Source organism: Corallococcus sp. AB018 (assembly GCF_003986945.1).
Taxonomy (GTDB): domain Bacteria; phylum Myxococcota; class Myxococcia; order Myxococcales; family Myxococcaceae; genus Corallococcus; species Corallococcus exiguus.
Map to the genome: position 1 here is coordinate 1 of NZ_RAWR01000174.1, position 23,739 is coordinate 23,739.

Genomic DNA, 23,739 nt, shown 5'->3' on the forward strand with positions numbered 1-23,739 from the left:
GACGGACCCGGCGGGCTACCTGGGGCTGGTGAAGGGCTTCTTCGCCCTGGTGGGCACGGCGACGGCGTGGGCCACGTGGCGGCTTGCCCGAGCGTCCGGGGCCTCCACCCTGGCGGCCTCCGGCGGGGCCGCGCTGTTCGCCCTGGCGTCGGTGCCGCTGTACTTCGCGCCCCGGGCCATGAGCGAGAACGCGTCCGTGCTGCCGGTGGTGCTGGGCCTGGCCCTGGCGCTACCGAAGGCCGCGTCCCGGCGCTCGCTGCTCACCGGGGCGTCCCTGCTGGGGCTGGCGGTGCTGCTGCGGCTTCAGAACGGCGTGTTCTGCGTGGGCCTGGTGGCGGTGCTCCTCTGCCGGCGCCAGTGGCGTCAGGCGGGCGTGGCGCTGGCGGTGCTGTCCGGGTGGGCGCTGGCCTTTGGCCTCCTGGACAAGCTCACCTGGGGACGGTGGTTCCACTCCGCCATCGTCTACCTGGACTTCAATGTGGTGCAGGGCAAGGCGGCCCAGTGGGGCACGGAGCCCTTCGAGTACTACCCGCGCATCCTGCGCACGGCGATGCCGGTGCTGACCGTCTTCACGGCCGCGCTGGCCGTGCTGGCCGTACCCCGGGCGTGGGGGCTGTCCTTCCTGGCCGCAGCGTTCTTCCTCCTGCACGCGAACCAGCCGCACAAGGAACTGCGCTTCCTGGTGCCGGTGCTGCCCCTGTTCGCGGCGCTCGCGGGCGTGGGGCTGGACTCCATCCTGCGGGTGCTGCGCGGCGCTCCGGCGAAGGCCACCGCCACGGTGGCGGTGGTGGCGGGGGCGCTGTTGTCCGGCGCGGGCGCGGGGGCGCTCACCTTCGGGGACGTGGGCCAGTACGAACGCGTGCGCCCCAAGGACAGCGCCTGGGATGACCAGGGCACGGTCAACCGGCTGCTGGAGGCGGCGGGCCGGCGCGACGACGTGTGCGGCCTCAAGGTGGAGGCGGTGCACCTGGCGTGGACGGGGGGCTACAGCTACTTCCACCGGAAGGTGCCGCTGTATCCCCACAACGGCCCCGGGCGGGACTCCCGCCGGTTCAGCCACGTCATCACCCGGGCGGGCTTCGAGGGCGCGGGCACGCTGCTGGTCCAGGACGGCCCCCTGGCGCTGGTGAAGCTGCCCGTGGCGGACTGCACGCCGGACCCCGGATATTCGTGGCGACTGCCCTGAGCGGGACAGTTGGGACGCGGAAGACCCTTCCGGCTCCACCGGCGGGTTGGTAAGCCAAGGCCATGCCCGAATCCGACTGCCTCTTCTGCAAGATTCGCGATGGCCTCATCCCGGCGAAGATCGTCTACCAGGACGAGCACTGCCTGGCCTTCGAGGACATCAACCCCCAGGCCCCCACCCACGTGCTGTTCATCCCGCGCAAGCACATCGCCACGGTGAATGACATCACGGCCGAGGACCGGGAGCTGGTGGGCAACCTCTCCATGGCCGCGGCGAAGGTCGCGCGCGAGCGGGGCCACGCGGACACGGGCTACCGCGTGGTGATGAACACCCAGCGCGACGCGGGCCAGACGGTGTTCCACATCCACCTGCACCTGCTCGCGGGCCGCACCCTGCACTGGCCGCCGGGCTAGCCAGCTTCCGAGCCTCGGCCGGCCCCCCCGGGCGGAGTGACACACGCTCCGGGGCGCCGGGTGCTAGCGTTCCCGGGCGCGTGGCCGCCCCTCTTCCCGGGCGGGCCCGCCCGTCATGTTCAGTGCCCAGTCGTCGCCCCAGTCCCGCCGTGCCTATTCCCGCCTCGCCGTGCTGCTGGCCTCCGTGGCCGGCGCGGTCAACGCCATGGGGTTCGTGGCGATGGGCGCGCATGCGTCCCACATGTCCGGGAACATGGCCACGCTGGGCGAGTCCCTGGCCCAGGGCCGCTGGGACACGGCGCGGCTGCCCGCGCAGTTGATGGGGCTGTTCGTCGCCGGGGCCTTCTGCGCCACGGGCCTCCTGGATGCCTCACGCCACCGCACGAGGGGCCGTCACGTGGCCGCGCTGCTATTGGAGGCGCTCGTGCTGGGCGGCGTGGGCGTGGCCATGGCATCCATGCCGGGCACGCACGCGCCCGCGCTGCTCTGGGGCATCGCCTTCGCCATGGGGCTGCAGAACGCGCTCGTCACGCGGGTGTCCGGCGCGGTGGTGCGCACCACACACGTGACAGGGCTGCTCACGGACATCGGCATCCAGTTGGTGCAGATGCTGGCGTGGGTGCGCGACGGCCTCCGCGGGGAAGGCGCGCCGGGGCTATGGCACCGCGTGAGGGACCTGCCCTCCGCCGTGCAGTTCGAGCGCACACGGCTGCACCTGGGCCTGGCGCTGGCGTTCCTCGCGGGCTCCACGCTGGGCCCCTACCTGTTCCTGCGCCACGGGGCCGTGACGCTGGTGCTGCCGTGCGCGGTGCTGGGCGTGCTGGCCGCGCTGGACGTGCGGCTGACCGTGAAGCCCGCGCAGGCACCCACCGTTCCGGGCCGCTGAAGCATCCGGGAAGGCGGCGCGCCGCGTCCCGTCAGGGCGACGCGGGCTGGACCACGGTCTGCGCGGGCTGGACCTGGGCCTGCGCGGGCGCGTCCATGACGTTCGGATTGGCCCCGGCAGGGCCCTGGGCCCTGGGGCGCAGCGCCTGGAGCACGCTGCTGCGCTCATCCGTCCAGACGTATTCCGGCTCGCCGCGCAGCACCAGCCGGCGCACGCGCGCCCGGGTCTTGCTGAAGGTGGCACCCCCGAAGAACTCCTTGTCCGGGCTCAGCAGCATCCACGAGCTGGCCACCGCGTCGCCGTCACTGTCCCGCGCGACGAGCGCCGCGGTCAGGCCGGCGGCCCCCGCGTGCGCCAGGCTGATGGGCACCAGGTCCAGGTGCTGGTTGCTGATGTGCATCGCCAGCAGGCCGTGCGGCGCCAGGTGCTGGAGGTAGAGCGCCACCGCCTCCTTCGTCAGCAGGTGCACCGGGATGGCATCCGAGCTGAAGACGTCCAGCGCCAGCACGTCGAACTGGCGCGAGCCCTGCTCCAGCTCCTTCTCCAGGGAGATGCGCGCGTCGCCTTCCACGACCTCCACGTGCGCGGGCGTGTCCGTCAGCGTGCTGAAGAAGCCGCCCTGCCCCTTGGCGAGGTCGATGATGTCGGGGTTGATTTCATAGAAGCGCACGTCGTCCCCGGCGGCCATGAGCGTGGCGCTGTTGCCCACGCCCAGCCCCAGCATGCCCACGCGCAAGCCGGTGGGCAGCCCCTGGGCCTGACGCAACCGGCGCTGCTCCGCGAGCGCGAGCCCCAGGCCGGCGTCCTTCGTGTAGTACGCCGTGGGGAGGTTCCGGCGCTCCGGGCGGATGTACTGCCAGCCGTGGGTGATGGCGCCGTGGCGCAGGACGTACTGGTGCTGCTGGGGGTCGTTCGCGGACAGCTCCAGCACGCGCACCACGCCGAAGAAGTTGCGCCCGGCGAAGCGCACGCGATCCAGGTCCGTGAGGACGAGCACCGGCAGGTGCACCGCCACGCCCACCAGCAGCGCCCCGCGGAAGAGGCGTTGCGTGCGCGCCACCGACGTCTCCTCCTTCGGCCTGCGCATCAGCCCCGCGAAGGCCACCCCGCAGCACGCGGCCAGCGCCAGCGGGTGCTCCCAGTAGGTGGTGAAGACAGCGGGCGCGACCAGGTTGACGAACACGCCGCCCAGCACGCCGCCCACGGACACCCAGAGGTAGAAGGCGCTCAGGTAGCGCGGAGCCGGGCGGCGCCGGTACAGCTCGCCGTGGCACACCATGGCGCCCGTGAAGAGCGCGGACGCGTGGAAGAGCACCTGCCACCCCAGGCCCAGCGCGGGGCCCTCCTTGTGCGCGTACGTCACCAGCACCACGGAGGCGATGAGCCCCACCGAGTACGGCGTGCGCGCGTAGAAGGACTCGCGCGAGAAGGCCAGGATGAAGGTGACCAGGTACACCGCCAGCGGCATCACCCACAGGAAGGGGCCCGCCGCCACGTCCTGGGACAGCTTGTTCGTCGTGGCCAGGAGCAGCACCGACGCGCACGTGCTCAGCGCCAGCCAGGTCAGCGTGGGCCCCATGCCCGGACGCGCCGAGGCGGTGGAGGCCTCGGAGCGGGCCTCCGTGCTCGGGCTCGTGGAGGGCTCGGGGAGGGTTGTCGCGGGGGCGCGGCGCAGCAGGTCCCGGGCGCAGGCGAGGACACAGAGGACGAAGAGGACGAAGCCCACGGCCCAGCCCCACGCCTGCGCGCTCCGGCCCACCCAGGGCTCCACGAGGAACGGGTAGCCCAGCAGCGCCAGCAGCGAGCCCGCGTTGGAGAGCGCGTAGAGCACGTACGGCGAGCGCTCCGGCCGCGCGCGCGCGAACCACGACTGGAGCAGCGGGCCGGTGGTGCTGAGCACGAAGAAGGGCAGGCCCAGCGTGGCGGCCAGCATCCGCATCAACCGGAGCACGGGCAGGTGGTCGTCCACGGGGCGCCAGCCGTCCCCTGGCGCCAGCGGCGAGCCCGTCCACGAGGCCCGCGCCGCGAGCGCCGCCAACGCCACCACCAGCAGGCTCAGGTGCAGGGCGGCCTGGGCGCGCGGGCGCAGCCGGGAGGCCACCGCGTGCGCGTAGGCGTAGCCCGCGAGCAGCACGGCCTGGAAGAACAGCATGCACGCGGTCCACACCGCGGGCGTGCCGCCGTACCAAGGCAGGGCGTAGCGGCCCGCCAGCGGCTGGACGCCGAAGAGCAGGAAGGCGCTGGTGAAGATGGCGAGGGCGTAGCGCACCATGCGGCCTCGGGGGCAGGGGGGAAGACGCACGGCGTAGGGGTCCCGCGCTCCGGGTGTTTCCCGCCTGGGCGACAGTCTTGTCAACACGGGCACGTCCCGGAGCCCGGCGGGCGGCCAGGCGGGCATCCGTCGGGGCGGGTGGGTGGCCCCAGGGGACAGCGGTCCTAACTTCCCGGACGGGCAGGCGCGGACTTCCTCGCGCCCGAGGGGGAAACCATGACGGGCTTCAAGCGCGCGGTGGGATTGGGACTGTTGGTGGGTGGCGCCCTGGGAGGTTGGGGCTGCGGCAGGGAGCAGCCCTCGGAGGAGACGCAGGGGTTCCAGGACCCCGTCCAGCTCCAGCACCGCTCCCGCGCTGAACCGGCCGGTAAAGCGGCGAGCAGCCCGCTGCGCGATGAGGGCGGCGGCAAGCCGTACAACAGTGACAGCCTGGGCTCGCTGGGCGGCGGTACCGCGGCCCCCCACCGGATGGAGGGGAGCACCGGCATGGGCCAGCGGACGGGTGGCAGCGGGGAGCTGGGCACGGGGCTCGCGGAGAGCTACCGGGGCACGGCCTCGGAGGGCACCGGTGGCTCCGGGCGCGACGCGGGCACGGAGATGATGGACGCGGGCACGCGGCGTTGAGGCACGCCACCTGACGAGGGCGTCCTCGCGGGCGCCTCCTAGTCCTGGCGGCGCTTCACGTTCTTCAGCTGTTCATGCAGGTCCTTCACCTGCTTGAGGGTCGGCGTCTCACTGCCGCCCACGGCGAAGTCGTCCGCCAGCCTGTCGAAGAGCGTGCACTGCATCGACATGGCCTCGCAGCCATGGTTGTTCTTGAGCATCCGGTGGAGCGCCTTCGTCTGCGTCCATTCCTTTTCCAACTCCGGAGGGAGGCTGCTCTCCTTGACGGGAGCACGGGTCGGCGCGGCGCGCTTGCCGGGGCGTGACGGCGCCGCCTTCTTCGCGGCGGGAGCGGCGGCGCCCGGCGCCGGCGGCGCCTCCGTGCCGAGCAGGACGTCCAGTTCCACCTCCTGCGCGTCCGTGGAATCCGGCTCGGTGGGGGCCTGCGTGGACTCCGCCGGCGCGGTGGTGGGCGCCGTGGCCACGTTCTGGGCAGGAGGCGCGGGCGGACGCCCCTGGGGGTTCGCGGGCCGCGTGGGGATCTGCTGCACCGGGGTGGGCGGAGGCGGCGTCGACGTGCGCGACTGCTCCAGTCCCACGGCCACGCGCAGCTCGGGGACGAAGTAGAGCCCCGCGCCCACGATGGACAGCGCGACGACCATCAACAGAATGAACACCAGCGCCGAGCGCAGCGCCCCGCCCTTGCGGACCGGCGCTGGCTCGCGCCGCGCGGCACGCGGCGGCTCCGAGGGTTCCGGTCGCACCGGCACGGCCTTGCGCCGGGTCGCGTCGTCGCGCGTCGCGCGCGCGGTGGACGACTCGTCCGGATCCGCGGCGGGCGCGGGGGCGCGGGTGACGGCGCGCATGCTCGACGCGGTGCTGGAGCGCGGGGGCGGCGTGCCCGGCGACGAACCGCGCACGGCGCGCCGGGACCCGGTGCGGCCCCGGGCCGGCGCGGTGGGGCCGGTGTCGGCCTCACGCTTGCCGGTGGAAGGGGAGGTCTCGCGCAGCTGCGCCTCGTCCAGCATCACCCGGGCCTGCGGCTCCTCGCGGCGCGAGGCACGGGGCATGGAGATGCGCGGGTGCGTGTCCGCGTCGCCCTCGCGCGCGGCCGGGGCGTCGTCCGGCTCCGCGGAGATGTACGGCACGCTGGAGTCCGCCTCCAGGGCGCGGGCATCCACCGAGACCAGGTCCTCCGACGGCCGCGTGTCCTGCATCGTGGGCCGGGGAGTCGGACCCGAATCGAGCGGCTCGGAGTCCCGCGAGTCCTCTTCGGCCTCGAAGGAGTGCAAGGCGCCGGACTGGATGGAGGGCACCTGGATGGTGGGCGCCGCGTACGACGGCAGCGGCACTGACGCTGGAGCCGGAGCCGACCGGTTGCCATTCGACGGCGTCGTCACGCCGGGGCGCGAGGACGCCAGGGACGGCATCGCGGCCGTGGGGCGCTGGCCTTCCGGGACGCGGGCTTCCACGGCACGCGCGGACTCGGCGGCGCGGGGCGCATCGAAGCCGCGGGACGGCTCGGAAGCCCGGGGCGAATCGAAGCCCCGCGACGACTCCGACGCGCGCACCGGCTCGTAGCTCGGCAGGGGCTCCGAGGCGCGAGCCGCATCGAACGCGGACGGCGGCGCGGGACGGCTGCCGTTCGACGGCGTCATGGCGCCAGGGCGCGCGGACGACAGGGACGGCATCGCGGAGGTGGGGCGCTGCCCCTCCGGGATACGCACCTCCGCGGCGCGAAGCTCGGCTCCCGCGGAGCGGCCTCCCTCGGGGATGGGCTCCGGCCACGGATAGGCGCTCTCGGGAAGCTCCTCGTCATCGGCGAACGGGCCGTCCGGCGGAGGCGGCGGCTCCATGAACGGCAGCGACTCACCCGCCGATTCGAACCGCGCCGCCCCGGAGTCGAAGGAAGGCAACGGCGGAGGCGCCACCGGCCGCGACGCATCCACCGGCACGACGGGAACGGGACCATCCGAGGGCCGTACGGCGGGAATCGGCGCCATCGGAGGAGGCGGCACGCCCCGCGGGCCCACCGAATCGGAGAAGGGCAACGAAGCGCCCCGCCCTCCCGCGTCCGCGAACGGCCGCGACACCGGCACGTCCGGCACTGGAGGCGCGTCACGCGACGGCAGCCCTGGCTCCGCGTACGGCAGTGACGTGGCGCGCGGCGCGGTGGGCTCCCCGTGCGGCTCGGAGGCCTGCAGCGCGTCCGCCCGGGGCGCGGTGGGCTCTCCCAGCAGCGGGGCCGGAACATCCGCCTCCACGGCGCGGTCCGAGGGAAGCCGGATGGCCGGCAGGCCCTCGAGGATGGTGGGCCGGTCCATCGCGTCCTGGCGGACCTCCACCGTGAGCGACGGCTCCGACGACGCGGGGCTGGGCCGCATCTTCGCGCGGGCCGCCTCCTCCAGCGCCTCCACCGGGAACGCGGGACGCGTGGACTCGTCCACCATCACGCCGGGGCGCGTCTCACCGTCGTCGCGCGCGCCGCCGCCGTCCTCGCGGCTCCGGGGCGTGGGATGGAAGGACAGGGGCTCCACCGGACCATCCAGGCGGATGGTCTTGGGCGGCAGCGTGGCCGCCGGCATCGTCGGGCGCGGCGCGGGGCCCAGCGCCTCGTACGTGCCGCTGGCGCGCACGTCGCGCGACACCTCGCGCAGGGACGTCAGCAGGCGCCGCTCGGACTGGTAGTCCGCGGAGAACAGGTCGCGCATGAAGCGGCTGACGCTCTCCGGGCCCGCGCTGGTGTCGATCTCCGTCAGGCACGCCTGCAGGCGCACCCGGAAGTCCTCCGCCGTCTGGAAGCGCTGGCCCGGCTCCACCGCCAGCGCCTTCGCCACCAACTGCGACACCGCCGGCGGCGTCAGCGGCTCCACGTCACTGAGCGGCGCCACCTTCGGGTTCGCCACCGCGGACATCAGTTCGCCCGGCGGAAGCGCGTCGAAGGGGTTCTTGCCGGAGATGAGCTCGTAGAGGCACAGGCCCGCCGCGTACAGGTCGCTGCGGCGGTCCACCGGCTGGTGCCGGGCCTGCTCGGGCGACATGTAGAGGAACTTGCCCAGGATGATGCTGGGGTTCGTCTTCGCCGCCGACAGCCGGCTCTTCGCCAGGCCGAAGTCGATGACCTTCACCTCCCCCTCGTAGGAGATGAGGATGTTCTGCGGCGAGATGTCCCGGTGGACGAGCTTCAGCTCCTTCTCTTCCTCGTCCCGCTTGCGGTGCGCGTACGCCAGCGCGTCCAGCACCCGGCCCATCACGTACAGCACGAAGGTGAGCGGCAGCGGCGTCTGCCTGTCGCGCACGCGCGCGGCCACCTTGCGCAGGTCCTTGCCGTCCACGTACTCGAGGGCCATGTAGGCCTCGCCCTCGTGCACGCCCATGTCCAGCACCTGCGCGATGGACCCGTGCCCCAGCCGCACCAGCGTGCGCGCCTCACCGACGAAGCGGTCGACGAAGTCCTGGTCCTCCGCGAACTGCGGGAGGATCTTCTTGATGACGCACAGCTTCTCGAAGCCCTGCGCGCCCTCCAGGCGGGCGAGGTAGATCTCCCCCATGCCGCCGGTGGCCAGATGCGACAGGAGCGTGTACCGGCCGAAGGGTTGCGGCCGGAAGGGACGCAATCGGGCGGGCTGGTTCGAAGGGTTCATGCGGTGCGGGGGTCCACCACGGAAAGCGCATTGAACCCCGGGCAGGGGGCCCGCTTCAACCCGTCAACCGGCCGCGCCGGCCGCCTCACCGGATACCGGGGTTGGTCAGCATGCCCATGTCCTCTTCAATCACCTCGAAAACCGCCACCTTGTCGCGGGGCAGCCGCACCACCCGCTCGCCCAGGGGCATCACGTCGAAGCGGGCCCCGGTGGCCGCCAGCAGCTTGCCGGTCATCAGCACCTGGCCGGGCGCCGCGGTGGCGGCCAGCCAGCCAGCCACTCCCATGCCCTCTCCCACGGCGCTGTACTCCGTGCGGGCCTCGGTGCCGATCATCCCCACCAGCGCCTTGGTGGAGTGCAGGGCGATTCGCAGGTCGCACCGCTCGTCCTGGGGCCTGCGGGCCATGCCCCGTTCCCAGTCCGCGCGCAGGGCCAGCGCCGCGCGCACCGCGCGGACCGCGTCGTCGCCCTTGGCGTAGGGCACGCCGAAGAGGGCGCGCATGGACTCGCCCATGAAGCCTTCGACGGTGGCCTCGAAGCTGAAGACGATGCCGCTCATGCGCGCGTGGAAGTCGTTGAGCAGCTGCGTGGCCCGCGCCGCGCCCAGCCGGCCAATCACGGCGCCGAAGTCCGCCATCTCCGCGTGCAGCACGGTGAGGTTCTTCTCCTCCAGGCCCGGCAGCTTGCCGCCCGTGCGCTGGGCCTCGGCGGCGCGGCGCTCGGCCACCTCCGGCGAGTGGAAGCGCTCCAGGTTGCGCCGCATCCGGTCCGTGCTGGAGCCGTCGCGCACGGCGAAGCGCTGCACGCCGGCGGCCACCAGGTGGGCCACCGCGGTGCACGCGTCCAGCATCAACTCCAGGCTGGTGTCGCCCCCGCCGGGCACGTTGACGTAGAGCACACCCGCGAAGGGCGGCTCGGTGCCAATGGGGATGCACAGCACCCGGTCCACGCCGTACATGATGACGCTCTCGCGTCCGGCGAAGCGGCGGTCGTCCTTCACGTCGCCCACGGCGATCGCGCGGCCCTGGCGGATGGCCTCGTCCACGATGGCGTCCGACACGGGCACTTCACCCTTGGCCAACCGTCCCCGGTGGCGCACCGCCGCGGGCACCAGCGGCCCGGTGGCGTGCTTGAGCAGCACCACCGCCGTGGTGGCGTCGGTGCGCTCCAGGAGCCGGTCCATCGCGGACTCCAGGAACGCGGTCAGCGTGCGCGCGGTGGCCAGCGCCTCCGCGGCGTGCACCAGCAGCACCAGCGTCTCGTAGGACACGCGCGGGCTGGCCACGGCGGAGCCCGCGGGTACGGGCGAAGGGCCGGAGAACGCGTCGTCGAACGGCAGCGGCCCCACGTTGTCCAGGAGGCGCAGCACGTCCGCGTCCTTGACGTTCTTGGCCATCAGCACGGACGGGCCCACGTCCGTGCCGTGCCCGAAGCGCACGACGCCGCCCGCGCCCAGGTCCATCATCTCCGTGGCGGCGTTCTCCACGGTGTGCGGCTGGCGCACCGCCAGGGTGTTCTCCCCCAGCGCCACGGTGTCGCCCGCGTTCAGGTGCTTGCTGCCCTGGAGCGGCGCACCGTTCACCCGGCTGCCGTTGCGGCTGCCCAGGTCCTCGATGCGCAGCACGTCACCTTCGACGTAGAGCCGCGCGTGCCGGCGCGACACCAGGTCGCCGCCCAGCACGATGTCGTTCTCGTCCGCCCGGCCGAGGCTGGTGACGCCCTCCGGCAGGTCGTACGACGTGTCGAAGTAGCCGGGGCCGTTGATGATGATCTGCCACATCGGGCGCAAGACATTACACGACCTCCCAATCTTCCGAGAGTCCGAGACGCTTTCCCGTGGAAGGCGGGCGTCCAGCCAGGGCCCCGGCCGCCCTCCCGCGTCGCGTCATACCCGGGGGAGCCGCCGGATGCTGGGGTCGGAGTTCACCTGGGGCGGTGGATGAAGAGGGAATCACCCACGCGCAGTGTGCGGAATGCCGTCAACGGACGTGACGCGGGGCCCTGGAGCACGCCGCGGGTGGGTGCGGGTGCTCACCTCACGGCACGCCGCCGTCGGGGAGCTGGCCGTTCACCACCGACAGCGCATCCAGGTCGAATCCGCCGGACGTGCCGCCGTAGCTGTTGAGCCCCGTGTCGGTGAGGCGCACGAAGCGCGCACGGGGGAGGCCCACGTCCGCCAGGTCGAAGCCGTCCCCGCCCGCCACGGCCGGGTCGGTGGGGGACACGCCGTTGTCCGGGGCCGAGAGCACCGGATGCGTGCCTGCGCAGCCCGGGTAGCCGCCGTCCTTGTCGGTGGGGGCGCAGGGGAAGTCGAACCACGTGACGCCGTCGTCGCTGACGGACACGCTGGCCGTCTCCGCGTAGATGTCGCCGCCGTACTTCTGGAAGGGGTTTTCGAACACGAGCAGGTCCACGCCCGGGCCATCCACCGCGAACAGGTCGGTGAACTCCAGGGTGATGGAGCCGCCCCGCCCCAGCGACAGCACGTCCAGCGAGCCCGTGAACGGCCCCGCGCCCACGGGAGGCCCGAACACGACGTCCGGGAAGCGGTCCTGCCCGAAGCCGGCCGAGTCGCCGAACTGGTAGGCCGTCACCCGGTCCGCGAACGGATCCACCGGCCGCGAGCCCGCGTCGACACCGGCATCCGTGTCCGTCCCGGCGTCGACCTCCGTGCCTGCATCGGAGACACCGGCATCCGCGTGGGTGCCGGCGTCCACGATGTCCTCACCCGGAAGCGGACCGGGCTCCGAGTCGCCCGTGCACGCGCCCAGGGTCAGCAGCGCGCCGAGCGCGACCAGCGGGCGCTTCATCACTGGCCCTGCCGGATGCGCACGAGGCGGCGGCCGTTGACGTCCTTCACGCCCACGAGCAGGTCCGCCCCCAGCGACGACAGCAGATCCACGGTCGTGCACGCATCCGGGGCGTTGAGCACCGCCGCACGCGTGCCCACGCTGATGGGCTGGCCGCCACCCAGGCCGGGCGTGAGCGAGAAGCGCGACACGTCGGTGACGCCGAAGCCCGCGGCGCCGTAGCCACCGCGCGCCACCGCCACGCCGTTGCCGAAGCTCGCGGCGTTGTTGAAGTCAGAGCCCACGTCCACCTTCGGCTCGTTCGTGAGCACCACCGGCGTGCGCGAGGCCAGCGCCTCGCCCAGCTTGGTGTTGGACACGGCGTAGGCCACGTTCACGTACGTGTCCGCCTCCGAGTAGCCGAACACCGCGATGCCGTTGTCCGCGACGACGGTGAAGCCGCTGGCGCCCACCTGCGCCGGGAAGTCCGCCACCTTCACGGCGACGTAGGGCTTGGCGGAGGTCACCAGCGCGTAGACGCCCAGGCCGCCCGTCACCGTGTCCAGACCGCCGCCGTTGACGAAGAACGCGTCCGTGGTGCCCGCGGCGGTGTAGTTGCCCGGAGCGTCGAGGTAGAGCGCCGCGTCGCGCGCGGACGGATCCACCACCGCCACGGAGCCCGGGAAGCCCGCGCCGGACTTCGTGTAGCCCGCGAGCAGGCGCGTGCCGTCATAGGCCAGGAAGTAGGACAGGAAGGTGTCGGCCGCGTTGGCGCGGTCCGCGGGCGCGAGCACCGTTTCGAGCGCGGCGGTGCCCAGCGTCACGTCCGGCCAGGTCCCCAGCGCGAAGAAGTCGCGGCCCGTGGCCGTCTCGCGCAGCGCGAAGAGCGAATACGTGGGGCCGGGAGTGGACACCACCGCGCGAACCTCCGTGGACAGGTCCGCGGACTCCGCGACGCTGAAGCCCGCCTGGAGCTGCAGCGTGCCCAGCACCTGCTCGCGAGGCAGCGGGGCGCAAGCGACCGTGCCGCCATCCGTGCCCGCGTCCGTGCCGGTGCCCGCGTCCGTGCCGGTGCCCGCGTCGGTCTGCGTGCCCGCGTCCGTGCCGGTGCCCGCGTCGTCCTCTTCGATGTCGACGGCGACCTGGGTGCACGTCTCCGAGACACAGGCCCAGGCCTGGCCCGCCGGAGCCGCGCCCTTGTCGCGGCAGTCGAAGGCGTCCACGCACTCATCATCGCCGCAGCCCGTGCCCCCCAGCACCACCGCCAGCAGGGCGCCCATCAGCGCCGCGCGCTGGCCCTTCGTGCTCATCCGCTTCATGTCGGTCCGCATCGCGTCCTCGCTCCTGGCCTTCCCGCACGGAGGCGGAAGAAGGCATTCCCCTGTCGGGAGGCCGCGCGGACGAAAGGCACCGGACCGCAGGGCGCGTATCGCGTCCTGGAGGCCTGCCTTCGCCGTCAGCTCCCCGCGGAGGTTCCGGTCTGTCGCCGGGCCCTCCGTGGAGAGGACGCCGGATCGTCGCCAGGTCTTCGGACTCGCGGAAACGGGGTTCGTACGAACGCTGTTCCTGCTTACCGCTGCGGGGCAGTCCCGGACTCACACCGGGTTCCCTGGAAGCCCTCACACCCCATGGCGTGAAAGCACCGATGACGGGGCGGGACTATGGCGCCACAGGGGCAAAGTCAATGCGACGCGGGCCCGGCGCGTCGGTCACGCATCAACACGTAGCGCCGCGTGCTGCCGTCCACGACGACAGTGGACACCACGCGCCAGCCCTCGCCCCCCAGCCGCTGGAGCTCCACGAGGTCCTCATCCGGACTCTCGCGCTTGACGAAGGTGTACTCGTACGCCGGTGCCGGAGGAGGCGCGGGCGGCGGCGGAGGCACTTCCTTCCTCGGCGCGGCGCGGGACGTCTGGGCCCAGACCACCGAGGGGAGGAGGAACGGAGCGGCCACGCCGAGCAGGGCGCCCAGCAGCACGAGGAGTGAGGCGGAACGACGGTTCATGGAGGCACATCCGGGGGAGGGACAGCGGGCATCTAATGCCGCCACCCCCACCCCGGAAGCCTCGTGCGGTCCGGACTCGCCGTATGGGCGCGCGAGGCCACCGGGACCGTCCGCTGGAGAACGGCCCCGGCGCTCGTGCGCGACTACGGCAGCTGCACGCCGTTCACCACGGCGACGGCATCCAGGTCGAAGCCGCCGCTGATGCCCGCGTAGCCGTTGGCGCCCGAGTCGCGGATGCGCACGAAGCGGGCACGGGTGAGGCCCACGCTCGCCAGGTCGAAGCCGTCCCCGCCCGCCACGGACGGGTCGGTGGCCGGGATGCCATTGGCGGGGTGCGAGTACACGGGCGTGACGCCCGCGCAGCCCGGGTAGTTGTTCGCCACGTCGGAGGACGCGCAGGGGAACTCGTGCCAGGTGACGCCGTCGTCGCTGACGGCCACCACGCCCGTCTCCGCGAACGGCTTGCCGCTCGGCTTGAGGAACGCGTTCTCGAAGACGAGCAGGTCCACACCCGGCCCGTCCGTGACGGCGATGTCCGTGAACTCCAGGACGATGACGCCGTTGCGCCCGAGCGACAGCACGTCCAACGAACCCGAGCCCGCGCCGTCCCCTCGCGGAGCGCCCAGCACGATGCCCGGCAGCTCGCTCTGACCGAACCCGGCGCCCGTGCCCGGAGAGAAGGACACGATGCGGTCCGCGAACGGGTCACCCACCAGCGGCTGGGCCTGGAGGGAGTCCTGCCAGTCCTCGCCGCCGCACGCCACGGTGAGGAGCGCGGTGAAGCCCAGCGCGCACGACTTCGGAAGAAGGGTCTTCTTCATGGGCGTGCTCACCGGAACTGAGGGGCCTGCTGGATGCGCACCAGGCGCGGGCCGTTCTTGTCATCCACGCCGACGAGCAGGTCCACGCCGATGGCGGTCATCCCGGTCACGCGCGTGCACTGGTCCGCATAGACGAGGACCGGCTGACGGGCACCGACGGTCACGGTCGCACCTTCATCCGTCACGGTGAAGGCGAAGCGCGAGACGTCCGTGCCAGCGAAGTTGTAGTCGGGCGGGACGTAGTCGCCGCGGAGCACCGACACGCCTTCGCCGTGACCGGAGGCGGCCACGAAGTTGGAGCCCACGTCGAGCGCGGGCGCATCCGCCACGACGAACGGCGTGCCGGACCTGAGCGCCTCGGTGATGGCCGCCGGGGCCACCGCGCGGCCTTCGTTGAGGAAGGTGTCGTCGGAGAAGTAGCCGAGCATCGCGACGCCGTTGGTGGCCACGGCGGTGAAGCCGCTGCCGCCCGTCTCCGGCGGGAGCGTGCCCACCTTCAGCGCGGTGAACGGCGAGCTGTCCGTCTTCAGCGCGTAGACGGCCAGCCCCGCCGACACCGTGTCGAGCCCACCGCCGTTGATGAGGAACGCGCCCGGCACGACGCCCGCGGAGAAGTTGCTCGGCGCGGAGACATAGGTGGAGTTGGCGGGCGCGGAGACGTCATACACGCCCACGGAGCCCGGGAAGCCGGCGCCGGACTTCGTGTAACCGGTGAGGACGCGCTGGCCATCCGTCTCCACGAAGGGACTGAGGAAGAGCTTGGTGCCAGCGGCCCGGTCAGCGGGAGCGGCCACGTCGAACAACTGCGCCGTTCCCAGCGACACCTGCGGCCATGTGCCCAGCGAGTACAGCGCGTGCGGCCCCGTGGAACTGCCTGACACCACTGTGTAGAGCGAATACGTGGGGCCGGGCGTCACGCCCACCGGGCCCGCGGACGCGGGAAGCGACGCGGACTCACCGGCCACGAAGCCCGACTGGAGCTGGAGCGTGCCCAGCTTCGGTTCGTAGGTGGTGGTCTCGCACGGATCCGTGCCTGCGTCGGTCTCCGTGCCCGCGTCGGTGGTCGTACCAGCGTCGGTCTCCGTGCCCGCGTCGGTGGTCGTACCAGCGTCGGTCTCCGTGCCCGCATCCGTCGTCGTACCAGCGTCGGTCTCCGTGCCCGCATCCGTCGTCGTACCGGCGTCGGCGCCCGTGCCTGCATCCGTCGTCGTACCGGCATCAGTCGTCGTACCGGCATCAGTCTCCGTGCCGGCGTCCGGCACGGGGATGGACGTCAGCTCGCACTTGTTCTCGACGCAGGTGTAGCGCTGTCCCGCGGGAGCGGCGCCCTGGTCGCGGCAGTCGAAGTCATCGACGCACTCATCACCGCAACCCGTGCTGGTCAGCGCCATCGCGAGGGTCGTCAGCACCCACGCGAAGCCCTGGACTCCCCGTCCCGTCATCATCCGCTCTGTCTTCATCCGCGACTGCTCCCTTGCATCGCCCCCACGGGCGAGGTGAATCCAAGGGGCGTGGACGGAGAGCGGACCGCGAACGAGGGACACGTCAGGACACGACACGCCGCGCGAGCGGAAGACCTCCGTCACCTCCCCTCGGAGGCTCCGGTCTGGCCATGCCCGGGGGCATGGGTCGTGGCAGGTCTTCGGACTCACAGGCGCGAGAGGCCCTCATCGGGTCACCCACCTACTGGCCGTCGCTTCCCAGCCCATTGAAGGGCCAGTGCTTGCGAGGACGGCGTTCGTTCCTGATCACCGCTGCGGGGCAGTCCCGGACTCACACCGGGTTCCCTTTAAACGCCACACCGTGCGGATGCGGCGTACCAACGACGCGCGCTGGAGTATGGCGGACGGCAGGGCTTGTCAATACAAGCGGGGCCAACGCCTCACGGCACCGCGACGATGTCGATGGCATTGGATACGACGCGCCGAGGGTCCACCGGACACGCATCCAGCGCCGGGCCCGCCGCTTGCGGTGTGGAGTTGCCGCGCCGCTCGACGAGCTGGCCATCGCGCACCTCCACCACGAACACGCGGCCCGCGTTCACATCCGTGACGTACACGGCATTGCCCACCACCGCGAGCCGTCCTCCCACCGCGAGGTCGCAGCCGTTCTCCGGCCCCCCGGTGCAGCCCGGCGACAGCGCATACGACGCCACGGGCTTGTCATCCTTCACCAGCACCAGCCCCGTGGCCCGCACCGCCTTGGCGCGGTAGCCACTCGCGGTGTCGAACACCGCCTCGCCCAGGCAACTCACCACCAGCTGGTCGCCCACCGCCTGCACGTCGCCCGCGTTGAGGCAATCCTTCGCGCCCAGGTCGATGGCATGCACCCCACCATCCACGGGGTCGATGCGCGCGAGCATCCCGGGCCCGTTGGGCAGATAGTCATTCGCGGGGTTCAGGTTGGTGAGCGCGACGTACACGCCCGAGTCCACGGACACCGCCGCGTACGGAAGCGCCATCGTCGTCCCGCCATCGAAGGACTTCAGGTCCAGGCCGGTGAGCGGAACGGTGTCCACGAGCCGGGGCTTCTCCGGGTTGCTTACGCTGACACGAGCCACGGCGTTGCCCTGCTTGAAGTCGGAGCCGGCCGTGCCGAACAGCGGGATGTAGAACGTGTCGCCGCGCTTCGCGATGACCTGCGGGCTGGTGTTCGCGCCCAGGTTCACCTGCCCCACCGTGCGCAATCCCAACCCACCGCCCTGCGCGGCCCCTTCCCGCTTGAGCACCTGGAGCGTGTTGTTCACCGAGTCGAGGACATACACATACGGAGGGTCCACGAAGATGTCATTGGGCGAAGCCGCCACCGCGCCCAGCGAGTCCTCCTCCGCCACCGTTCCCAGCGCACCCGCCGGCGCCTGCGACAGCACCGAGCGCGCCGCGTCCGCCGCCAGCACCACGCCATCCCAGGCCGCCAGCGACTGCACACCCGAGCCAAACTGCCGCCGGGGCCCCATCCGGTCCGTCCCTGCCTGGATGCCCACGAGCTGCCCGTTGGTGTAGCAGGCCGTCACCACGTCATACATGCACCGGCCCGAGTGGCAGGACTGCACGTCCGGGCACGCCGCGCCGCAAGCGCCACAGTTGAGCGGATCATTCGCGAGCACGACGCAGCTGTCCCCGCACCGCTCGGCACCGGCGGAGCATCCCTCGCGGCAGGTGCCGGATTCGCAGACCTGGCCGGACGGACACGCGGCGCCGCAAGCGCCACAGTTCAGCGGGTCGCTCGCGAGCGCGACACACGCGTCACCACACGTCTCCGTGCCCGACTGGCATCCGCAAACGCCCGCCTGACACGTCTCCCCTGCTCCGCACGAGGCACCACACGCGCCGCAGTTCGACGGGTCGCCCTGGAGGTCCACGCATTCGGCGCCGCAGACGCTCAGGCCGGATGTGCACAGGACCTTCTCCTCCGGGCAGCCGGTGAGGAGCGCCGCCGCCAGGGCCGACAGCAGCAGCGCGAGCCGAGCATCAGGGAGGGGATGCGACATGGGAGTCCTCGGAGGGAGAAGGGTCGAGCGCCACGGAGAGCGTCACGTAGGCGGCGCGGCCAGGCAGCGGCATGCCGGTGTAGTCGGCGGTCCGCGCATCGAGCAGGTTCTTCACGTCGAACGACACGGTGAGGTCCGGCCGGTGCAGGAAGGTGCTGGAGGTCCCCACGCTCACCCACGTGCGCGAAGGAAGGGACAGCCGAGCTTCGCCCACGCGGTTGATCAACTGCGAGGACTGGACGAGGACCTCGGTGCGACCGTTGAGCCAGTCCGGTCCTACGCGCAACCGGCCCACCCACTTGTGGCGAGGGCGATACGGCAACTCCTTGCCGAAGTAGCGAGGGTCGCCGTAGCGGTTCTGCGTGCGGGTCCACGCATAGCTGCTGGTGACGGTGAGCCACGCGCGAGGCCGCGCCTCCAGCTCCACCTCCGCGCCCCACACGCGAGCGGCGGCGAAGTTGTAGGGCTTGGCGAGATTCGGGGGGTACAGCTCGTAGGCGATGAGGTTTTCGTACACCGCCGCGAAGCCGCCCGCGGTGACGTTCCAGATGTCGTCGCGCCACAGGGCCGCGGCGTCCACGGACAGGGCGCGCTCGGGCTTGAGCTCCGGGTTGGGCAGCAGCAGACCCTGACGGATGTAGAGCTCCAGGAACGACGGCGCGCGGTGGGACTGACCCGCGTTGGCGCGCACGCCGAAGCCGTGGCCCAGGTCCACGCTCGCGCCCAGCTTGGGCGACAGGAGCGAGTAGTGCCCCACGCGCTCCACGCGCAGCGAAGGCACGAGCTTCAATCGCTCGGAGAACAGGGACAGTTCGTCCATGGCCATGACGCTCGCGCGCCACCACGACGCGGCCTGCCCGCCCACGGTCTGCGTGACGGACTCCGATGATCCGGCGAGCGTGACGGCGAGCGCATTGCGCCCCAGCACCGCGCGCCCCTCCACCTCCACGCCGCCCACCGTGTAGCGCTGCGCGCCGGAGTCCACGCCGGTGGTTCCACCCGCGACATCCAGCCAGTCGCGACGGAAGAAGCCGCGAGCACTGCCCTCGCCCGTGTCACCGAAGGGCCGTGCCCAACGAGCGCCCAGCGACAGTCGCGTCTGGTCCTGGCGTCGGGACACGGTGGGGTTCTGCACGGTGCCCGCGAGCGCGCGGTCCTCCAGCGACAGCTCGGCGAGCACATCCACGCGCCCGCCACCGTCCAGACCATGCCGGTACTTCAGGAGCGCGCCGCCACCGCGAGCGTCATTGCGCGTGCGCACCTCCTGCGTGAGCGGGTTGTCGTCCAGCGCGGGCAGTTCGTCGACGCGGTAGCTGAAGTCGCCCTGGGAGCGGCCACCGTGCAGCAACACCAGCGCCTGACCCTCGAGCAGCGCGCCCGACGCGGCGACATGGGCCATCACGGTGTCGAAGCTGCCGTAGGTGACCTCGCCGCTGGAGAGCAGCCGTGACGAAGGCGCGCGGGTGACGAGGTTGACCGCGCCGCCCAGTCCGCCCGCGCCGTAGCGGGCACCTGCCGCGCCGCGGAGGATCTCCATCCGCTCCAGCAGCGCGACGGGGATGAGCGACAGGTCCGCGACGCCGCCCGCGCCGTTGAGCGGGATGCCGTCCAGGAACACGAGCACGCCATTGGACGACGCGCCGCGAACCACCAGGCTCTTGCTCTGCCCGTATCCGCCGGAGTCCTGCACGACAAGGCTCGCGGATCCACCGAGCAGCTCCGCGGTGTCGCGCGCTTCGCCCACGCGCTCGCGAGCGTCGATGACGGTGATGGCGCCGGTGGGGTCGCGGCGTTGAGCGGAGTCGACGGGAGCTTCGGGGACTTCCTTGCCGATGACCTCCACGGTGGGGAGGACGAACTCAGGAAGCGGCGGCTCGCTGCTCTCGGGCGCAGGCGTTTCCTGCCCGGCCCGGGCCTGTCCCTGGAAGCTGAGCACCAGACCGATGACGGTCCGGGCGAGAAGCGAGCGCAACATGCTCCGCCTTCCGCTCCCTCCGTCGAAGAGAGAAGGCCTCACGGCAGCACCGCTGCCGCACCCCTGGGCAGGTCTCCTGGCTGACAGGCTCCAGACGTGGGCGCACGCTGCGCCCTTCTGGAAGGAACCCTCCACCTTCCCTTCGCATCCGCTGACGCGAAAGTGGTGACAGCCGAGGCTTCCGGCCCTGGACCTCAGGGCAACCCGTTCACAGTGGCGGGACCGCGCCGGACTCGCACCGGCTTCCCTCTTGAAGGCCCGGCATGGGCACCCAAGGGCCCGGCCCTTCTAGGAGGTCACCCCCAGCCCGTCAAGGCACGGGCGCCGACGCGCCGTAGCGCAGTCCGTCGATGAGCAGGTCGACCATCCTGCGAGTGAAGCCGGGGCCGACCTCCGCGACAGGAACGCAGAGATTCGCCACGCCACGCAGGAGTTCGTACGCGTTGACGTCCTTGCGCACCTGCCCTGCCGCCGCCGCCGCGCCGAGCAGCGACTGGAGCACCGGTTCGAGGTGCTCCCGGAAGTACGCGGGCAGCGCCTGATACGCCGGATCCTGGGCATTGAGCGACGCGGCAAGCCCTCGCTTGGTGGCGATCAGGCTCGTGAACCGGTGAAGCCACCGCGTCAGCGCTTCGAACGCCTCATGCTCGCGCGCCAGCGCTGGGGCTTCGGCCGCGCATGCGTCGATTTCGCGCCGGTACACGGCGGCGATCAAATCGGCCCGCTGTGGAAAGTGCCGATACACCGTCGCGATGCCGACGCCAGCACGGCTCGCGATCTCGCGGACGGGCGCGTCGACTCCGGACTCGGCGAACACGGCCTTCGCCGCCTCAAGCAGCGAGTCGAGGTTCCGCTGGGCATCCGCTCTGGGTGTCTTCTTCATCGCCTTGACAAACGGAACATGGTTCCGCATATGAAAGTCCGCACCGGAACAACGTTCCGTATAGCCCAACCGCAAGAAGAGAGGAAGCCATGACCCCGACCCACCGCACGACGCAACTCGGCATGACTGGCCCGCGGGTATTCCCCATCGCGCTCGGCTGCATGGGCATGTCCGGGGCGTACGGACCGTCCGACGAGGCCGAAAGCATCGCGACGGTCCGCGAGGCGATCGACCGAGGGGTGACGCTGCTGGACACCGCCGACTTCTACGCCAGCGGGCACAACGAGTTGCTCATCCGCCGCGCCATCGAGGGCCAGCGCGACAAGGTGCGGCTCTCGGTGAAGTTCGGGGCCATGCGGGGGCCGGACGGGGTCCCAGTGGGCTTCGATGCTCGCCCCACTGCGGTGAAGAACTTCGTCACGTACAGCCTGCAGCGGCTCGGCGTCGATCACATCGACGTCTATCGCCCCGCCCGGCTGGACCCGGCCGTGCCGATTGAAGACACGGTGGGCGCGATCGCCGACCTGGTGAAGGGCGGCTACGTGCGAAGCATCGGGCTCTCCGAAGTGAGCGCCGAGACGATCCGCCGCGCGGCGAAGGTGCACCCCTTGAGCGACCTGCAGATTGAGTACTCGCTCATCACGCGCGAGCCTGAGAAGACCCTCTTCCCCACACTCACCGAGCTGGGCATGAGCGCGACGCTGTACGGCGTGCTCTCCCGCGGACTGTTGACGGGCGCGAAGGTGGAAGGTGCCCGCATACACTATCCTCGCTTTGCTGGTGAAGCGGGCCAACGCAACGCAGCAACCGTCGCGCGCTTCCATGCGTACGCCGCGGAGCGCGGGATGACGCCCGCGCAGCTCTCCGTGGCGTGGGTGCTGGCGAAGCAACCGGCGTTCGTGCCCGTGGTCGGCGCACGCACGCGCAAGCAGCTCATCGACGTGCTCGGCGCGCTGGAGAAGCCCCTGTCGCCCGACGACGTGGCCGCCGTAGAGGCGATCCTTCCGAAAGAGGCGATCGCTGGTACGCGCTACCCTGAGCAGCAGATGAAGCTGCTCGACAGCGAGCGCTGAGACGACGTCCATGGGAGACGGGCGTGGGAGGCCATCCGCCTTCCGCGCCCTTCGTCTCCTCCAATTGTCTCCGCACCGCGGAGACAATCCGGCCGCCATCCCTGCTCCTCGGTAACCGCTGTGCGGAGGCCGCGTCCCGACTCTCACCGCGCAAGACACGCACTGGAGCATCCACGCCCATCCCCGCGCGTGGACGCCGCGAGCACCGCCGCACGGTGCGCTGACTTCACTTCAGAGGAGCACGCCGCTGGCATGCGGGCTGCTCAAGCCCGGACGCGACCTCAGGCGGTCGAGCCAGCGAGGTGCCCGGGCCGTGGTGGCGCGGGATTCTGAAGGGGGAAGCGTGTCGATGCTGATGGCGGGGAAGCGGTTGGCGGTGTTCTCCATCCGCGAGGGCAAGGGCGGGAGCATCTGGGTGCGCGCGGGCAGCGCGTTCGTCAACAAGGACGGTTCGCTCAACGTGCTGCTGGACGTGCTGCCCCTGGACGGGAAGCTGCACGTGCGCGAGGCGGCGGAGAAGCGCGACACGGCGGCCGGCAGCCGCTTCGGCGGCGAGCCTTCGCTGGAGGCGGGCGCGGAGGGCCACTCGTGAAGTGGGCCTGGGCGTGGGTGTTGGGCTGCGTGCTGATGGGGCCGGGGCGTGCGGATGCCGCCAGCCCGCGCATGCAATACGTGGGGGTGGTCAACCTGAACGAAGCCACGGCGGCGGAGCTGGACCTGCTGCCGGGCGTGGGTGAGAAGGCGGCGCAGCGCATCCTCGAGCACCGCAAGAAGCGGCCCTTCGGTCGCGTCGAGGAGCTGGTCCGGGTCAAGGGCTTCGGTAAGAAGAAGTTCCTCAAGCTGAGGGCCCACCTGGCCCTCACCGGCCCCACGACGCTCAAGAAGGAGCAGGTCCCCGCCCCCCTGCCGCCGGGAAGGGAGGCAAGCGCCACGAACCCATGACAAATACAACCATCGGTTGAGTCAGGCTCAGGAGGGCCGCCATTCCCGGGCTCCGGCATGCCCGGGGATGGCGGCTTTCCGCCGACTCCCAAGGCCTCCAGTCAGGCGGCCCCATCCTGACGCGAGCACCCATTCCGGATTTTGCTGGAACGCCCAAGCCGACGCGCTAGGACACGCCCACCTTTGGAACACAACGAAAAGACAGGGAGGCATGAGGTGAGGGAGGATGCGCCCATGAAGGACATACAAGCCCCGGAGTCGATACAAGGCCCGGACGGCAGCAGGTCCCGGGGTCCGCAACAGCCGCAGCCGTTGGGCGAGGTGCTGGAGTTCATGCGCCTCCTGTGGGCCGTGGATCATGGTCTGCAGTCCACGTCCAAGCGGATGGAGTCCACGCTGGGACTCACCGGCCCGCAGCGGCTGGTCATCCGGCTGGTGGGCCGCTTCCCGGGCATCACCGCCGGCGCGCTCGCCAACATCCTCCACGTGCACCCCAGCACGCTCACCGGCGTGCTCAAGCGCCTGGAGAAGCGCGGGCTGCTGGAGCGCAAGTCGGATCCGCTCGACGGTCGCAAGGCGCTCTTCGCGCTCACCGACTCCGGCCGCGCGCTGGACATCCCGTCCGAGGGCACCGTCGAGTCCGCCGTTCAGCGCGTGCTCGCCCGCCTGCCCCGCGACCGCATCGTCGTCACCCAGGAAGCGCTCAAGGCGCTCGCCGAGGAGCTGGGCGGCCTCTCCGCGCCCCTGGAGGAAACTC

Annotated in this window: 19 protein-coding genes and 3 riboswitches; of the genes, 8 read left to right on the forward strand and 11 right to left on the reverse strand. The window is 71.7% G+C overall.

Annotated elements, in window-relative coordinates; all coding sequences use genetic code 11:
- The 3 genes from D7Y11_RS30480 to D7Y11_RS30490 form a co-directional block, all read left to right on the forward strand.
- Window positions 1–1,186: hypothetical protein (locus D7Y11_RS30480; protein WP_126935420.1), on the forward strand; the 1,186-nt coding region annotated here is incomplete at its 5' end.
- A 62-nt stretch (window positions 1,187–1,248) separates the two neighbouring features.
- A complete protein-coding gene (locus D7Y11_RS30485; RefSeq protein ID WP_126935421.1) occupies window positions 1,249–1,599 on the forward strand; it encodes a histidine triad nucleotide-binding protein in 351 nt (116 codons plus the stop codon).
- Between the two features lie 115 nt (window positions 1,600–1,714).
- A complete protein-coding gene (locus D7Y11_RS30490; protein ID WP_120581465.1) occupies window positions 1,715–2,485 on the forward strand; it encodes a YoaK family protein in 771 nt (256 codons plus the stop codon).
- A gap of 31 nt (window positions 2,486–2,516) precedes the next feature.
- On the opposite strand, the gene D7Y11_RS30495 is transcribed toward D7Y11_RS30490, so the two are convergent.
- Window positions 2,517–4,757: a spermidine synthase gene (locus D7Y11_RS30495; RefSeq protein WP_126935422.1), complete on the reverse strand. Its 2,241-nt coding sequence runs from the start codon at window positions 4,755–4,757 to the stop codon at window positions 2,517–2,519.
- A 216-nt stretch (window positions 4,758–4,973) separates the two neighbouring features.
- On the opposite strand from D7Y11_RS30495, the gene D7Y11_RS30500 reads away from it, so the two are divergent.
- Complete coding sequence (locus D7Y11_RS30500; protein ID WP_126935423.1) at window positions 4,974–5,381, forward strand: hypothetical protein; 408 nt, start codon at window positions 4,974–4,976, stop codon at window positions 5,379–5,381.
- Window positions 5,382–5,419: 38 nt separating this feature from the next.
- Here the strand turns inward: D7Y11_RS30500 and D7Y11_RS44510 are convergent, their stop codons facing one another.
- The 10 genes from D7Y11_RS44510 to D7Y11_RS30555 all read right to left on the reverse strand — a co-directional run bounded on the left by D7Y11_RS44510 (window position 5,420) and on the right by D7Y11_RS30555 (window position 20,967).
- Window positions 5,420–9,004 carry a serine/threonine-protein kinase gene (locus D7Y11_RS44510; RefSeq protein WP_233607432.1) on the reverse strand — a complete coding sequence of 1,195 codons (3,585 nt, stop codon included), beginning with the start codon at window positions 9,002–9,004 and terminating at the stop codon, window positions 5,420–5,422.
- Between the two features lie 85 nt (window positions 9,005–9,089).
- Window positions 9,090–10,784, reverse strand: coding sequence for an FHA domain-containing protein (locus D7Y11_RS30510; protein WP_120579217.1), 1,695 nt, complete (start codon window positions 10,782–10,784; stop codon window positions 9,090–9,092).
- A 256-nt stretch (window positions 10,785–11,040) separates the two neighbouring features.
- Complete coding sequence (locus D7Y11_RS30520; RefSeq protein WP_126935424.1) at window positions 11,041–11,814, reverse strand: cell surface protein; 774 nt, start codon at window positions 11,812–11,814, stop codon at window positions 11,041–11,043.
- Entirely contained in the window at window positions 11,814–13,124 is a 1,311-nt protein-coding gene (locus D7Y11_RS30525; RefSeq protein WP_126935425.1) for a hypothetical protein, read from the reverse strand. Before D7Y11_RS30525 ends, D7Y11_RS30520 begins: the two co-directional genes overlap by 1 nt.
- Before the next feature lie 170 nt (window positions 13,125–13,294).
- Window positions 13,295–13,452, reverse strand: a riboswitch (cobalamin riboswitch).
- A 22-nt stretch (window positions 13,453–13,474) separates the two neighbouring features.
- The gene (locus D7Y11_RS30530; RefSeq protein WP_126935426.1) at window positions 13,475–13,798 is read right to left on the reverse strand and encodes a hypothetical protein; all 324 of its coding nucleotides are present in this window, start codon (window positions 13,796–13,798) and stop codon (window positions 13,475–13,477) included.
- A 143-nt stretch (window positions 13,799–13,941) separates the two neighbouring features.
- The gene (locus tag D7Y11_RS30535) at window positions 13,942–14,619 is read right to left on the reverse strand and encodes a cell surface protein (protein WP_121781796.1); all 678 of its coding nucleotides are present in this window, start codon (window positions 14,617–14,619) and stop codon (window positions 13,942–13,944) included.
- A gap of 8 nt (window positions 14,620–14,627) precedes the next feature.
- Window positions 14,628–16,079, reverse strand: a complete 1,452-nt coding sequence (locus D7Y11_RS30540; protein WP_126935427.1) for a hypothetical protein — start codon at window positions 16,077–16,079, stop codon at window positions 14,628–14,630.
- Window positions 16,080–16,234: 155 nt separating this feature from the next.
- Window positions 16,235–16,458: riboswitch (cobalamin riboswitch) on the reverse strand.
- Window positions 16,459–16,501: 43 nt separating this feature from the next.
- Window positions 16,502–18,109, reverse strand: a complete 1,608-nt coding sequence (locus D7Y11_RS30545) for an MXAN_6577-like cysteine-rich protein (RefSeq protein WP_120579223.1) — start codon at window positions 18,107–18,109, stop codon at window positions 16,502–16,504.
- On the reverse strand, window positions 18,090–20,084 hold the full coding sequence (locus D7Y11_RS30550; RefSeq protein ID WP_126935428.1) for a TonB-dependent siderophore receptor: 1,995 nt from the start codon (window positions 20,082–20,084) through the stop codon (window positions 18,090–18,092). The genes D7Y11_RS30545 and D7Y11_RS30550 overlap by 20 nt, the downstream gene beginning before the upstream one ends.
- 63 nt (window positions 20,085–20,147) lie before the next feature.
- Window positions 20,148–20,359, reverse strand: a riboswitch (cobalamin riboswitch).
- A 35-nt stretch (window positions 20,360–20,394) separates the two neighbouring features.
- On the reverse strand, window positions 20,395–20,967 hold the full coding sequence (locus tag D7Y11_RS30555) for a TetR/AcrR family transcriptional regulator (protein WP_233597258.1): 573 nt from the start codon (window positions 20,965–20,967) through the stop codon (window positions 20,395–20,397).
- Window positions 20,968–21,056: 89 nt separating this feature from the next.
- On the opposite strand from D7Y11_RS30555, the gene D7Y11_RS30560 reads away from it, so the two are divergent.
- The 4 genes from D7Y11_RS30560 to D7Y11_RS30575 form a co-directional block, all read left to right on the forward strand.
- Window positions 21,057–22,040: an aldo/keto reductase gene (locus D7Y11_RS30560; protein ID WP_126935429.1), complete on the forward strand. Its 984-nt coding sequence runs from the start codon at window positions 21,057–21,059 to the stop codon at window positions 22,038–22,040.
- A gap of 349 nt (window positions 22,041–22,389) precedes the next feature.
- Window positions 22,390–22,632 (forward strand): hypothetical protein, encoded by a 243-nt coding sequence (locus D7Y11_RS30565; RefSeq protein WP_120579228.1) that lies wholly within the window; start codon window positions 22,390–22,392, stop codon window positions 22,630–22,632.
- The gene (locus D7Y11_RS30570) at window positions 22,629–22,982 is read left to right on the forward strand and encodes a helix-hairpin-helix domain-containing protein (RefSeq protein WP_120579229.1); all 354 of its coding nucleotides are present in this window, start codon (window positions 22,629–22,631) and stop codon (window positions 22,980–22,982) included. The genes D7Y11_RS30565 and D7Y11_RS30570 overlap by 4 nt, the downstream gene beginning before the upstream one ends.
- A gap of 234 nt (window positions 22,983–23,216) precedes the next feature.
- A partial coding sequence (locus tag D7Y11_RS30575; protein ID WP_148139239.1) for a MarR family winged helix-turn-helix transcriptional regulator occupies window positions 23,217–23,739 on the forward strand: 523 nt, incomplete at its 3' end.